The sequence below is a fragment of the Kribbella sp. NPDC056951 genome, assembly GCF_042674205.1.
Lineage (GTDB): Bacteria > Actinomycetota > Actinomycetes > Propionibacteriales > Kribbellaceae > Kribbella > Kribbella yunnanensis.
In genome coordinates this window covers 84,889-98,411 of the sequence record NZ_JBHUQZ010000001.1, presented here as the reverse complement: position 1 = coordinate 98,411, position 13,523 = coordinate 84,889, and the positions used below count along the sequence as shown (strand labels likewise).

The 13,523-nt window shown below is 67.3% G+C and carries 12 protein-coding genes; 6 read left to right on the top strand and 6 right to left on the bottom strand.

The features are described from left to right. The first annotated feature begins 46 nt into the window (after positions 1–46). Positions 47–985 carry an ATP-binding cassette domain-containing protein gene (locus tag ACFTSF_RS00500; RefSeq protein WP_380151782.1) on the top strand — a complete coding sequence of 313 codons (939 nt, stop codon included), beginning with the start codon at positions 47–49 and terminating at the stop codon, positions 983–985. Beyond that, entirely contained in the window at positions 985–1,773 is a 789-nt protein-coding gene (locus ACFTSF_RS00495; RefSeq protein ID WP_380151781.1) for an ABC transporter permease, read from the top strand. Before ACFTSF_RS00500 ends, ACFTSF_RS00495 begins: the two co-directional genes overlap by 1 nt. Here ACFTSF_RS00495 and ACFTSF_RS00490 read toward each other — a convergent pair. After that, positions 1,770–2,450 carry a pyridoxamine 5'-phosphate oxidase family protein gene (locus ACFTSF_RS00490; RefSeq protein ID WP_380151780.1) on the bottom strand — a complete coding sequence of 227 codons (681 nt, stop codon included), beginning with the start codon at positions 2,448–2,450 and terminating at the stop codon, positions 1,770–1,772. The two genes, ACFTSF_RS00495 and ACFTSF_RS00490, sit on opposite strands and share 4 nt — an antisense overlap. Before the next feature lie 172 nt (positions 2,451–2,622). Between ACFTSF_RS00490 and ACFTSF_RS00485 the strand changes: the two genes are divergently transcribed. The 3 genes from ACFTSF_RS00485 to ACFTSF_RS00475 are packed head-to-tail and all read left to right on the top strand — an operon-like array spanning position 2,623 to position 5,430. After that, on the top strand, positions 2,623–3,024 hold the full coding sequence (locus tag ACFTSF_RS00485; protein WP_380151779.1) for a hypothetical protein: 402 nt from the start codon (positions 2,623–2,625) through the stop codon (positions 3,022–3,024). Between the two features lie 18 nt (positions 3,025–3,042). Further along, positions 3,043–4,410 (top strand): PLP-dependent aminotransferase family protein, encoded by a 1,368-nt coding sequence (locus ACFTSF_RS00480; protein WP_380151778.1) that lies wholly within the window; start codon positions 3,043–3,045, stop codon positions 4,408–4,410. A gap of 51 nt (positions 4,411–4,461) precedes the next feature. Beyond that, complete coding sequence (locus ACFTSF_RS00475) at positions 4,462–5,430, top strand: hypothetical protein (protein WP_380151777.1); 969 nt, start codon at positions 4,462–4,464, stop codon at positions 5,428–5,430. 3 nt (positions 5,431–5,433) lie between these two features. On the opposite strand, the gene ACFTSF_RS00470 is transcribed toward ACFTSF_RS00475, so the two are convergent. The 4 genes from ACFTSF_RS00470 to ACFTSF_RS00455 form a co-directional block, all read right to left on the bottom strand. After that, complete coding sequence (locus ACFTSF_RS00470; RefSeq protein WP_380151776.1) at positions 5,434–5,808, bottom strand: helix-turn-helix domain-containing protein; 375 nt, start codon at positions 5,806–5,808, stop codon at positions 5,434–5,436. Positions 5,809–6,094: 286 nt separating this feature from the next. Next, positions 6,095–6,934, bottom strand: coding sequence for a glycoside hydrolase family 43 protein (locus tag ACFTSF_RS00465; RefSeq protein WP_380151775.1), 840 nt, complete (start codon positions 6,932–6,934; stop codon positions 6,095–6,097). A 1-nt stretch (position 6,935) separates the two neighbouring features. Next, complete coding sequence (locus tag ACFTSF_RS00460; RefSeq protein ID WP_380151774.1) at positions 6,936–9,149, bottom strand: family 43 glycosylhydrolase; 2,214 nt, start codon at positions 9,147–9,149, stop codon at positions 6,936–6,938. 21 nt (positions 9,150–9,170) lie between these two features. Beyond that, on the bottom strand, positions 9,171–10,661 hold the full coding sequence (locus ACFTSF_RS00455; protein ID WP_380151773.1) for an alpha-N-arabinofuranosidase: 1,491 nt from the start codon (positions 10,659–10,661) through the stop codon (positions 9,171–9,173). 129 nt (positions 10,662–10,790) lie between these two features. Here ACFTSF_RS00455 and ACFTSF_RS00450 point away from each other — a divergent pair, with 129 nt between their 5' ends. Next, a complete protein-coding gene (locus ACFTSF_RS00450) occupies positions 10,791–11,801 on the top strand; it encodes a LacI family DNA-binding transcriptional regulator (RefSeq protein ID WP_344160784.1) in 1,011 nt (336 codons plus the stop codon). On the opposite strand, the gene ACFTSF_RS00445 is transcribed toward ACFTSF_RS00450, so the two are convergent. After that, complete coding sequence (locus ACFTSF_RS00445; protein WP_380151771.1) at positions 11,798–13,501, bottom strand: M14 family metallopeptidase; 1,704 nt, start codon at positions 13,499–13,501, stop codon at positions 11,798–11,800. The genes ACFTSF_RS00450 and ACFTSF_RS00445 overlap by 4 nt on opposite strands. Between the last annotated feature and the right edge of the window lie 22 nt (positions 13,502–13,523).

Below are 13,523 nucleotides of genomic sequence, written 5' to 3'. Positions count from 1 at the left end.
CCACACCCCAGGGCGGCGGCAGCCTGCCCGGAAACAGGAACTCCTCATGTCTGCAGCGATCGAAGCCCTCGGACTGCACAAGTCCTACGGCGACAAGCTCGTCCTCGACGGCATCGACCTAACCGTTGCCCAAGGCACCATCTTCGCCCTGCTCGGGCCGAACGGCGCCGGCAAGACCACCGCCGTACAGATCCTGTCCACGCTGATCACCGCGGACGCCGGGCAGATCCGGGTCGCCGGACACGACCTGTACGCCGATCCTGACGCGGTCCGGGCCGCGATTGGCGTCACCGGGCAGTTCTCGGCGGTCGACGGGCTGCTGACCGGCCGCGAGAACCTGATCATGATGGCCGACCTGTACCACCTCGGCCGCCGGGCCGGGCGGGAACGGGCCGACCAGTTGCTGGCGCAGTTCGACCTGGTCGAGGCCGGCAGCAAGCTCGCGATGACGTACTCCGGCGGGATGAAGCGCCGGCTCGACCTGGCGATGACGCTGGTCGGCAGCCCGCAGATCATCTTCCTCGACGAGCCGACCACGGGTCTCGACCCGCGCAGCCGGCACAGCATGTGGACGATGATCCGGGAGCTAGTCGCCGGCGGAGTCACGGTGCTGCTCACGACGCAGTACCTGGAAGAGGCCGATCAGTTGGCCGACAGGATCGCCGTACTCGACCATGGCCGGCTCGTCGCACAGGGGACGCCGGAGGAGCTGAAGCGGCTCGTGCCCGGCGGCCATGTGCAGCTGCGGTTCAACTCGCCGGAGGACTTCACGCTCGCCGGTCAGGTGCTGCCGACCGCTCTTCCCAACAACGAAGCGCTGACGCTGCAGGTGCCGAACGACGGCAGTGTGCACGCCCTGCGCGACCTGCTGGCCCGGATCGAGGACGCATCCCTCGAGGTCAGCGAACTCACCGTCCACACTCCCGACCTCGACGACGTCTTCTTCGCCGTCACCGACCACTCCGACCAGAAAGTTGCCAGCTGATGAGCACCACGTCGTACGCCGTGGCCGACACCGCCACCATGTTGCGCCGCAACCTGCGGCACTCCCTGCGCTATCCGTCCCTCGCGGCGGGCGCCATCGGTATGCCGATCATCATGCTGCTGCTGTTCGGTCTCGTCTTCGGCGACACCTTCTCGGCCGGAATCAACGGCGGCGGCTTCGACTACCTGGACTTCCTCACGCCCGGACTGCTGCTGATGTCGATCGCCTCCGGCACGATGTCACCCGCGATCGGCGCGGCCGTGGACATGACCGAGGGCATCGTCGCCCGCTTCCGGACGATGGCGATCTACCGCCCGTCGGTCCTGACCGGGCACGTGCTCGGCAACGTGATCCTGACCATCGTCAGCCTGACCCTCGTGGTCGGCTTCGCCGTCCTGATCGGGTTCCGCCCGAACGCGTCGATCGTGGACTGGCTGCTCGCGGCCGGGCTGCTGATCCTCGTCACCATCGCGCTCACCTGGTTCGCCATCGCACTCGGCCTGATCAGCAAGACGGCCGAGGGCGCGAGCAACATCGTGCTGCCGATCAGCTTCGTGCTGCCCTTCCTCAGCAACACCTTCCTGCCGCTGGAAGCGATGCCGAGCGGCATCCGCTGGTTCGCCGAGTACCAGCCGTTCACCCCGATCATCGACACGCTCCGGCACCTGCTCCTCGGTTCGCCGATGGAGTCCGGCTCCGGCTGGCTGGCCATCGCCTGGTGTGTCGCGATCACCATCGTCGGCTACTTCTGGGCCCAGAAGAGCTACAACAAGGGCACTGCGGCTTAAGAGGGAGCTCCGAGCTGGCTGGCTCTCGTGCGGACGTGAGCCGGCACCAGCAGGTCGCAGTCCGAGTTCGTGATCGGCTCCTCGGCAACCACCCGGAGCGGAACCACGCCGGTCCAGTGCGGAAGGTCCAGGTCGTCGGGTTCATCGTTCGCCTCACCGGTGCGGGTCTTCACGGACGCCTCGGTGAGCGCGAGCGCGAGCACCGACGTCTTGGCCAGCTCCTTGCGATTAGGCGCCCTCGTGCCGGACGAGCGGCCCGGAACCAGATGGTCGACGATCCGGTTCAACCCGTGCAGCTTCTCGTCCGCATCCGTGACAAGCCGCGGTACGCCGAAGATCACCGCCGACCGGTAGTTGACCGAGTGATGAAACGCCGACCGCGCCAGCACCAGCCCATCCGCATGCGTCACCGTCACGCACACCGTCTGCTCCGGCGCCGCCACCACACTCCGAGCCGCCACCGACCCATGCAGATACAACGTCCCGTCCGGCCCCCGATCCAGATCCACCCCATAAGCCGTCGGCAACACCACCGGCACCCCGTCCATCACCACCCCCAGATGGCAGAACATCCCCTCGGCCAGTACGTCGTACAGCGCCGACCGCCCCGTAGCGGCGCGCTGCTTCTCCCGGCGAAGTGAAGTCCGAGCGGTCGGTTGCATGGGCGTCGTCGTCATGTGTCCAGCGTCGGCGACGAGTGGCCTGCTGCCACGGTCCACTTGCCGTCGAATCAGGTAGTCCACTTACCGCACGCTACGTAGTCGCCTACGTACAAGTTCGGTTGTCGGACCTGATCTCCACTGTTGTTATTGCGGCATAGACCGCTTTACCTCACGCCCAAGGAGATCAATGAACCGCCTGCTAGCTTCCGCCGCCACCCTCGCCGCCCTCGCCGCGGCCGCCGTCATTGCCCCCACCCAGGCCAGCGCCTCGGTCCAGGAGACCTGCACCCCCATCAACTACCGCGGCGTCGCGGGGACCAAGATCGAACTCCTGCAGTGCATCAACGCGCCTGGCGCGAACGGCCGGATCGCCTACCGCGCATACATCTACGACACCTTCTCCACTGACGTAGCGATCATTCGGTACCGCGGCGGTGGCGAGTTGGCTCGCGCCAGGACCAGCGGATTTCTCGGCTCCGCCCTGACCACCTTCTTCTGGGGCGGTAGCCCGACCGAGCTCCAGGCCTGCGCCGAGATCTCGGGCCGCGGCTTCAACTGCGCCTGGACGGAGAACGACGGGAACAGCTGACCCACCTACGATGACGGCATGCCGATGGACAGTTCACTGCCGCTGGTGGTGAACCGGTCTGTCGGCATGCCGCTGCATTTGCAGGTGGCTGAGCAGTTTCGGGCGGCGGTGGTGGATGGGCGATTGCAGGCTGGGCATCGGTTGCCTTCTACTCGGGATTTGGCGCGGCAGCTGGGGGTGTCGCGGGCGGTGGCTCAGTCGGCGTATGACCAGTTGCAGGCTGAGGGGTGGATCGAGGGACGGACGGGAGCGGGCACGTTTGTCACTGATGTGGCTCCGTTGCGGCCAGCTGAGCGGCGGCGTACGACGTTTCATCCGCCTCCGGAGAGGGATCTGCTGACGCTGCGGCCTGGGATCCCGTTCATTGATCCGACGCCGGATCCGGGCTGGCGTCGGGCGTGGCGGGAGGTGTCTGCGCAGTCACCGCCTCGGGGGTACGACGATGCTGCGGGGTTGCCGGCGCTTCGCGTGGCGTTGGCCGAGCATGTCGGGCGGGTGCGCGGGATCGCGTGTGGGCCGGAGAACATCCTGGTCACCAATGGGACCGTGCACGGACTGCGGTTGCTGCTCGCGGTGATGCAGAGGCCGGGGGACCGGATCGCGATCGAGGATCCTGGCTACCTGAACGCGGTGGCCGCTGCGCATGACCACGGGCTCGCGATTGTCGACGTACCGGTGGATCGGGACGGGCTGCAGGTTTCGGCGCTCACCGATGACCTGCCTGCGGTTTATGTGACGCCTTCGCATCAGTACCCGCTTGGTGGTCGGCTCCCGGTTGCCCGGCGCAACGAGCTGATTCGGTGGGCACGCCGTACCGAGGCGATGTTGATCGAGGACGACTACGACAGCGAGTTCCGCTTCGACGTCGCGCCGCTACCGGCGCTCGCCCAGCTCGACCTCGACCGGGTTGTCCACCTGGGCACGCTGTCCAAGACCCTCAGCCCGGCGCTACGCCTGGGGTGGCTGGTCGCCTCCGACGCGACCGTCGACCGCCTGGCCACCTTCCGCGCCAACTCCGGCGACTGGCCCGGCTGGCCGATGCAGGCCGCCCTCCTCTCCATGCTCCGCGACGGCTACCTCGACCAAGTCATCCGCAAACACCGCCGCCGGTACGCCGAACGCCGTACCCACACGTGTTCCGTCCTCGCCCCCTACGGCCGCATCATCGGCCAGGACGCGGGCCTCCACATCACGCTCCTCCTGCCCGACCACCTCGACGACCGCGAGGTCTCGGCCCGAGCGCGCGAAGCCGGCGTCGCGGTAGCTCCGCTCTCGGACTACCGCCGTTCCATCCCGGGCCCACCCGGCCTCGTCATCGGCTACGCCACCCCCACCACCGACGACCTGAACCGAGCTCTCACGATCCTGACCGAAGTGATGTTTTAGGCTGACTCGAAAGGCTGACGCACTGGACCGGCCACCTGCCACGCTCGAGCCATGCATCAACGAGCCGGTCTGGCACTCCTCGCCCTTGCCCTCCCGCTACTGGCGCCGCAGCTCGCCCACGCCGCACCGGCCGAGAAGTGCCTGCAGCATCCGCTGACCGCCGTACCCGGCCTGACGAGCGTGGGCGCATCCGGCGCCGCACCGGCGGGACGGTTCGTGGTGGGAACCGGTGAGCGCAGTGACGGTCTGCGGAGCGTGGTCCGCTGGCACGACGGCGTACCGACGCAGCTCGGCGTGACCGGGGACTGGGCGCTCGCAATCGATGCCAGCGACGACGGCCAGATCCTCATCACCACCAACGCGGCGAACCTGCGCTACCGCGACGGATCAGCTGAGCAGCTCCCAACACCCGCCGGGTACGCCGACGCCGGGCTGAGCGCGATCGACAATGCCCACGGCTTGGCCGTCGGCTACGCAACGGACGCGAACGGCCAGAACGGTCACGGCGTGGTCTGGAGCGCGACCAACCAGCCCCGTGTCCTCCCGGTCCCCGCCGGCTTCAACCACGCGATCGCCAACGACATCGACGACGACGGCACCGTGGTCGGCATCATCCAGGACTGGGACTGGGAGAACGCCGGCGTCCGCGCCCAGGAAGCCGTCATCTGGCGACCCGACGGCACAGTCGCCCTCCTTCCGAAGTCAGGCTCCTACCCAGAAGCAACGGCCATCCGCAACGGCATCGCAGTAGGCACCGACGCCGGCCAAGCCGTCCGCTGGGACCTCGCCACTGGCGCCCCCGCCACCCCGATCGCCCCCGGCAAAGCCACCGCCCTGAACGACCGCGGCGACGTCCTCATCGACACCAACGCCGCCATCACCGGCCAAGGCCTCCGCCCCCTCGAACAGAAAGACCCCGGCGGCGCCTCCGGCATCGCCCCCGCCGCCATCACCAACACCCGCCAGCTCTACGGCACCGACGGCTACACCAACCAGCCCGTCCGCTGGAACTGCAGCTGATCGCTAGGCCGACCGAGCGCCCCGGAACCGGTCGAGGTCGAGCTCGACCTCCATCCCATTGAGGACAGCCACGATCCGGGGCTGCCTGGCCCCGGTCGCATGCAGGTAGTCGGCCAGCGTCGACAACAACATGTCGTGGTGACGCTCGACCCGGGAGACCACGGCCTGTCCCACACCGAGCTTCTGCGCCAGCTGAACCTGGGTAAGATCGCCGGCCCGCCGGATCGCCGCCAGGTTCTCGGCATACAGCCGATCCATCTCAGCCATCTCGGCCCGGAGCTCAGCGACGCGTGCCGCCCGCTCCGGATCGGCGAGCAGCTCGTTCAAAAAGTCGTTGCCACGCTCGAAGCCGGCTGGGGGCGTGTCGTTGTCGGTCATGCCTGTCCCCTCATCTTCTCTCGTTTCCACTGGTCGATGAGCCCATCAGCCCGCGCCCCGACGGAGTTGTAGAACACATCGCCGATCCGGGCCTTGTCACCTGCGAACACCGCAACAACCACTGTGCCGGAGCCCCCTTCCCACCCCCAAAGAGCAGCCACCGCACCTTTGGCCGCGAAGTGGTGGGGGTGCGGGGTGGTTAGGCGGTCGTGGAGGCTGACACCACTATGATATCCGTGCCATATGACTCGCAAGTCATATGGGTCTGAATGAGTGGGCGGACCTGTTATCCACCGACGATTGGATGGTCGCCGTTCCAGGTGAGTTCGGTGATGTGCATGGTGCGGCCTCGGGGGTCGGTGCCTACTTGGGTGGGGTCCCAGGCGTGGTAGACGAAATAGTCGTGGCCTTCGGTTGAGAGGACCATGTTGTGGCCGGGGCCGCCGGGGCCCGACAGGATCGGGGCGCCGGACTTGGTGAAAGGGCCGGTGGGGGTTGGGCCGACTGCGTGGCCTACGGCGTACTGCGGTTTGTCGAAGGCGTTGGCTGAGTAGAAGAGGTGGAAGAGGCCGTTGCGTTCCAGGACGTAGGGGGCCTCTACCAAGGCGCCTTCCCAGGGGAGGGTTTGTTTGATGAGGCGGTGCGACGGGCCGACCAGGGTGAGCCCGTCATCGGACAACTGCTGGGCGTAGATCCAGGTGTCGGCGCCGATGGCGTTGCCGTCGTTTTTCCAGTAGAGCCAGTCTCGGTACGGCGAGGCGTCGATGGAACCGCCTTCGTCGGCCTGGCTCAGAAGTGGCGAAGGTGATTTGTCGACATATGGACCTAGCGGGTTGGTGGCGACCGCGACGCCGATCGCTTGGTGGCCGGTGGTCGGGTTGGCGGAGGTGTAGTACATGAGGTAGCGATCGGGGCCGTGGGCAACTACCTCTGGCGCCCAGACGCGGCCTGGGGTGGTCCACGCCGGCAACGTGGGGAGCGCGTCACCGACGGGCTCCCAGGTTCTCAGGTCGGTGGACCTGAGGGTTTGTACGTTGCCGAGGGGGCCGTTCGTCGCGTAGGCGTAGAACGTGTCGTTCACGGCCAGGACGAACGGGTCGGCGAAGTTGCCGGCGTAGACCTCCATGTCACTTGCTCTCGTAGAACCGCAGGTAGTCGAAGGTGGCGACCGGTGCGGGGTTCGCGCCGGTGAACTCGCCGTGGGCGAAGAGACCGAGCTTTGCCGGGGCCGACAGCACCCACGACGCACCCCAGGTCCAGTTCTTGCCGTCCACGCTGGATGCGGCCCGGTAGACATGTTCGCCGGCCGCGTTCTTGTGGTACGCCAGTCGCATCCACTGCGTCGGCGCCGAGCGACCGATCGCGGCCGCGCCGTAGCTCGTCGCGCCGTCCGACGGTCGTGCCACCAACTCCCGCCCGTACTCGATCTGCCGCGTCTTCCAGATCGCGACGTTGCCGAGCCGTGCGAAGTCACTGTCGTTCAGGTACGCGATCATCCCGGCCTGCTGGTAGTTGCGGATGTCGCCCGACCCGGTGTCGAGATGCAGCTTGGTCTCCGCGATCCAACTGTCCCCGGCGGGCGTGTTGTGGAACAGCAGCCCCGCGTTGTTCCCGCCACCGACGAGGTCCGCGTTCTGCAACGGCCACGACAACTTGCCATCAGCAACTACTGCCTTGGCATCGGGACGCACCCACGACCAGTCCGCGCCGAGCTCACCCGAGAAGTCGTCACCAGCGAGCAGCTTCCCAGGCTTCGGTACGGCGGCCAACCGTCGTACCGGCGTGGCCACCGGCCGTACGGTCAGGTTGTCCACCTCGGCCGACCCGACCCACCGCACAGGCGCGGCAGCCAGCTTCAACCCCGGTACGTCGATCTTCGCCTCGGCGTACACGTCGCCGAGCCCGGCGTCGTTGACCCGCGCGCTCACCGTGGTACCCGACACCTCGACGATCAGCTTGTTCCACTGCGCCCGGTCAAAATCGGCCGGCAACGGAGCAGACGCCGTACGACGTCCTGCCGCAACCGTCACCTTGCCATCCGCAACCTTCGCGAAGACCTGGTGACCACCAAGCACCGTGGTGAACGACGACCCGAGCCGAACATCGGCCTCGACCCGAAGCGAATTAGGTGCAGCGGACTTGCGGGTCTGCGCGGCACCCGAGATCGCCGCCGTCGGCCCACCCAGCGCATCACCAGGACGCCTGGATGCACCGGCAAGACCACCAGCCGGATCGGTCGCGTCAATTCCCAAACCGGATCCCGTGACCGGCGCCGGCACCGGACCCTCGGACGGACCGGAACCGGCGCGGGTCCGCGGCCAGCCGTCGATCCAGTCGATGCGGTCGATCAGCATCGGCCGGCGGTTGATCCCGAACGGGTCGGTCAGCCAGGCCGCGTTGCGGTCGATCGCGTGGTAGACGATGTGGTCCTGACCGGCTGCGTCCGTCATGAACGCGTGGTGCCCCGGCCCGATCCACTTGTTGCCGTTCTGCGTGATGACCGTCGTACCGCCGACGCGCGACTCGGTCATCGCGACCCCGTCGGCATCCAGGAACGGGCCCTTCGGAGAACGCGAGCGCCCGGCGAAGACCGAGTAGCCGGTGGTCGGGCCGGCGCAGCAGTTCATCGACGACGCGGTCAGGTAGTAGTAGCCGTCGCGGTAGACGACGTACGAGCCTTCGTAGCGGTCGCCGATCGTCACCTGGGTCGGTTCGCCGACCGCGTGCAGTCCGTCCGGGGTCAGCTCGGTGACCGAAATCCCGCCGTAGAAACCGCCGTAGTACATGTACCGCTTGCCGTCGGCCGCGGTCAGCAGCGCGGGGTCGATGGTGTTGTACCAGCCACCGTTCCCGTCGGACTTGGGCGTCACGACCGGTCCATCGCTGACGGTCCACGGCCCGGTCGGGGTCGGTGCGGTCGCGGCGCCGATCGCGAAGTCGCTGCCGGGGTTGGCCAGCGTGTCGGTGACAGTGAAGTACATGACGTACTTGCCGTCGAAGTACCGGATGTCCGGCGCCCAGAAGAACGAGCCCGGCGCGGCCCAGGACGGCTTGGTCTGCTCGTTGAAGACCGTGCCCAGGTACTCCCAGGAGCTGAAGTCCTTGGTCCGGGCCATGTGCATCAGCCCGAACGGGCCGTTCGCAACCAGCGGGTCGGACGTGGCGTAGGCGTACCAGTAGCCGTCCCGGCCCTGGATGATCGACGGGTCGGCGAAGGTGTCGGCGAAGGTCGACGAGATCGCGTTGGTCGTGGTCGGCGCGGGCGCTGCGGTCGCGGCCGACGTACCGGCTGCGACGGCGGCCACAGCGAGCGCTGCGGCCAGGAATCGTTTGGGAGGCACGGGCAGGGGTCCCCTCTCGGATTACACGGTGAGCTGAATCAGATGCCACGAAGCCGGTGGCAGCGTGGCCGTGCAGACGCCGTCGACGATCGCGGTCCCGTCGATCACCCGGGGTACCACCCGGTCCGGATCGTCAGCCGTGTTCACGGCGGCACGGTCGTCGTCGTACAGGGCCAGGTGCCGCGTAACCGCACGCAGCCCACCGGCCGGAATTTCCAAATCGATCTTGTCGGTCTCGCTCCGGTTCACCACGAAGATCGCGATCTCGCCGGTCTTCTCGTCGTACGTCGCGGTGCTCCACAGCGCGGGGACGCGGCCGAACGCGGCCGTGTCGATCTCCGGCCCGTCACTGATCGCGGTCTGCAGGACAGTCGGACCGGCGTACCGAGCGGTCAGCGCGAACGGGTGGAAGATCGACTGCCGCCACGCGCGTCCGCCCGGCTCGGTCTTGATCGGGCCGATCACGTTGACCAGTTGAGCGAGGCAGGCGATCTTCACCCGATCGGCGTGCCGCAGCAGCGTGATCAGCAGGCTGCCGACCACGACCGCGTCGTCGACGGTGTACGTGTCCTCGATCAGCGGGCTCACCTCACGGATGCCGAGGCCGAGCTCACCGGGGAAGTCGGACTGGCGCCAGACGTTCCATTCGTCGAACGAGAGGGTGATCTCTTTCGAGCTGCGCTTGAGTGCCTTGACGTGGTCGGCGGTCGCGATCACCGACGAGATCATCCGGTCCATGTCCTCGGCCGAGGCCAGGAAACTCGCCGGGTCGTCGCGAGGTTCGTAGTACGCGTGCAGGCTGAGATGGTCGACCAGTTCGTAGGTGCCCTCGAGGACGACCCGCTCCCATTCGCCGAACGTCGGCATCTGCGAGTTGCTCGATCCACAGACGACCAACTCGAGCTCCGGGTCAACGCGGCGCATCGCGTTCGCGGTCTCCTCGGCCAGCCGTGCGTACTCCTCAGCGGTCTTGTGGCCGATCTGCCAGGGCCCGTCCATCTCGTTGCCCAAGCACCAGACCTTGATCCCGTACGGCGCCTCGTGGCCGTTCGCGACGCGGCGATCGGGGAGCTCGGTGCCGGCCGGAAGGTTGGTGTACGAGAGCAGCTCGACCGCTTCCTTGATCCCGCGGGTGCCGAGATTGACCGCCCAGACCGGCTCGACCTCGGCCTTGCCGGCCCAGGCGACGAACTCGTCGGTGCCGAACTGGTTCGGCTCGATCGCGCGCCAGGCCAGGTCGAGGCGACGCGGCCGCTGGTCCTTGGGCCCGACCCCGTCCTCCCAGTCGTAGTTCGAGACGAAGTTGCCGCCGGGATAGCGGACAGCGGTCACGCCGAGTTCGCGGACCAGCTCGAGGACGTCGGTCCGGAAACCGTCCGCGTCGGCCGTCGGATGCCCGGGCTCGTAGATGCCGGTGTAGACACAGCGCCCCATGTGTTCGACGAACGATCCGAACAACCGCCGGTCCACCGCTCCGACGACGAACGCCGGATCCACTACGAGCCGTGCCATGAAACCTCCACCAATCAGAGCATTACAACGTTTACCGCGGATTCTTACAACGATTGACATCCACGGTAAAGGGTTCACCGCTCGCGACCGTGGCACACTCGGTCGACAGGTCTGCAACAGGAGGTACGGATGGCGACCAGGCTGAGCGATGTGGCGGCGCGCGCCGGGGTGTCCGTGAAGACGGTCTCGAACGTGATCAACGACTATCCGCACATCACCGCGCACACCCGGGCCAAGGTCGAGGCCGCGATCGCCGACCTGGACTACCGGCCGAACGTGAGTGCCCGCTCGCTGCGCAAGGGCCGCTCCGACTTCATCGCGCTGGCGATCCCGGAGATGGCCTCGGCGTACTTCGCCGAGCTCGGGGCCGCGTTCTCGCGGGCCGCCAAGCGGCGCGGGATCACCGTGCTGATCGAGCAGACCGAGGGCGAGCCGGCCGCCGAGCAGATGGTGCTGGACGGGATGCGCGGTCAGCTGATCGACGGCATCGTCTTCTCCCCGATCACCAGTTCACAGGCGAAGATCAGCGCGGCGGTCGGCAGCGGGAAGCCGATCGTGCTGCTCGGCGAGCGGACGACGGGTGGCACCTTCGACCATGTTGCGGTCGATTCCGTCCAGGCGGCGTACGACGCGACCACTCATCTCGTATCACTCGGACGCCGGCGGATCGCGGCCATCGGTGTCGGTGGCGGCGGTGCGTCGGGGACAGGCGCCGTACGGCGTCGTGGGTATCGGAAGGCGTTGAAGGCGGCCGGGTTGCCGCACGATCCGGCGCTGGAGCTGGCCGGGACGGGGTATCACCGGCTGGACGGCGCGGCCTCGATGCGCGCGCTGCTGGAGCTGCCCGAGCCTCCGGACGCGGTCTTCTGCTTCAACGACCTGTTGGCCCTCGGTGCGCTCCGCACGCTCGCCGACGCGGGTCTGTCGGTGCCGGACGATGTGGCCGTCGTGGGCTTCGACGACATCGAGGATGGCCGCTACCACTCGCCGTCGCTGACCACGATCTCCGCGGACAAGGACTGGCTCGCCGATCAGACGGTCGCACTGCTGCTCGAACGGATCGCCGGGAGCGGTGAGGCTGCACGTCGCAACCTCACCGTCCCTTACACGTTGGAGATCCGGGAGTCGACCGCCGGCTAGAAAGCTGCGGAGCAGGCCGTCAGGTTGGCGGTGACGCTGCCGCCGCGGGCGACGGTGATCGAGCGGGTCTCGAGCACCTGACCGCTCGGGCGTTCACAGGTCAGCGTCCACGACTCGGTACCGCCACCGTTCTGGATGGTGATCGGGCGCGTCGACGGATTGGCGTGGTACGTGTACGTGCCGCCCGCCGGCACCGTCATCGTGGTCTCGAGCACGTCGGGCAGCAGGGTGCCGTTCCACGTCTTGGTGGTGAACGACTTCTTCAACCGCAGTACGGCGCCGGCCGGGCCGGTACCGGTGACGACGGAGTGCCGGGCCGGGTTGATGGTGGACTCGGCCGCGAGCAGATACGCCGCACGGTTCCCCTTGCCCGCCGTACTGCCAGATCCGAAGTAGTAGTTCACGACGTTCGAGAACGCCGGGTGGAAGCTGCTCGCACCATGCTCGAAGGTGAACCCGAGACCACCGGTCGCGTAGTACGACCAGTCCTCGGTGGTGCCGGTGGTGTCGTACAGCTGGTATGCCTTCTGGCTGGTGTAGCCGTTCTGCGCGGCCATCTGGTCACCCAGCGACTTGTACACCGTCTCGTCCGGAGTGTTCTGCGCACTCGCGTAGCCCGGCTCACGCAGTACCAGGTTGGAGTAGGTGTGGTTGGTGATCAGCGTGGTCACCTGGTGCGCGGACACCAGCGACTGGATGTTGCGCGTCTCCGGCTCACTGAACGCGCTCGGACCGCGGTAGGTCTCCGAGGTCAGGCTGGTCGACGCACCCGGCCCACCCCAGAAGCCCGAGTAGTTCCGGTTCGGGTCGACACCGCGGGACTGGTTCGACGACTGCGCGCACTGACCTGCGGTCGGGAGCTGGCCGTTGGTGATCCGGCAGTTCTTCCGCTTCATCTCGTAGCCGAGGGTCCGGCTCAGGTTGAAGCCGTCCGGGTTCACCACCGGCACGATGATCACCTTGGACTTCTCCAGGATGTTCGTGATCCGCGTGTCGGTGCCGTCGTTCTGCAGCAGGTCGTAGGCGAACTCGATGGTCAGCTCACCCGACGGCCACTCCCGGGCGTGGTGCAGACCCATCATCAGGAACACCGGCTTGCCGCTGCTGGTCGCGACGTCGTGCGAGATCTCCAGACCCTGCACCGTCCGGCCCTCGAGCGACTTCTCCTTGAGGCTGATCAGCTTGGCCTTGGTCGGGTACTGCTGCGCCAGGCTCGCGAGGTTGTTGTTGAAGTCGGCAAGCTGCCGGTACGCCGTCCGCCCGCTCGGCAAGGTGGCCAGAACCGCCTTGTTCCGCACGGCTTTCGCGTACTCGGCATCGGCCTTCTCGCGCTCCCGATCAGCGCCTTCGAGGTCGTCCTCCAGGACCGACCAGGTGAATCCGGCCAGCTTCAGCAGCCGGAGATCACTCTTGCCATAGGCAACAACATCGGTGTACGTCGGTCCGGCTGACTCGGCCAGGTCGAGATCCAGGCTGGTCAGCCGCTGACGGTCGGACTGCGTCGGGGTGTGCACCCGGAGCAGTTGGATCAGCTCGTCGTTCTGCTCTGCCACGGCCTTGCGGTCCGGTGGCGCCGAGGCCTGCACGGCGGCAGGCAGTTGGCTCCCGGCACCGACGGCGAGGACGGCCGCCAGTGCGAGGGGAACGAGTCGAGTCCATCGGGCGGGACGGAACACGATGACCTCCAGTAGTTGAGGCATTGCATGCGGTAACTGGAGGGTA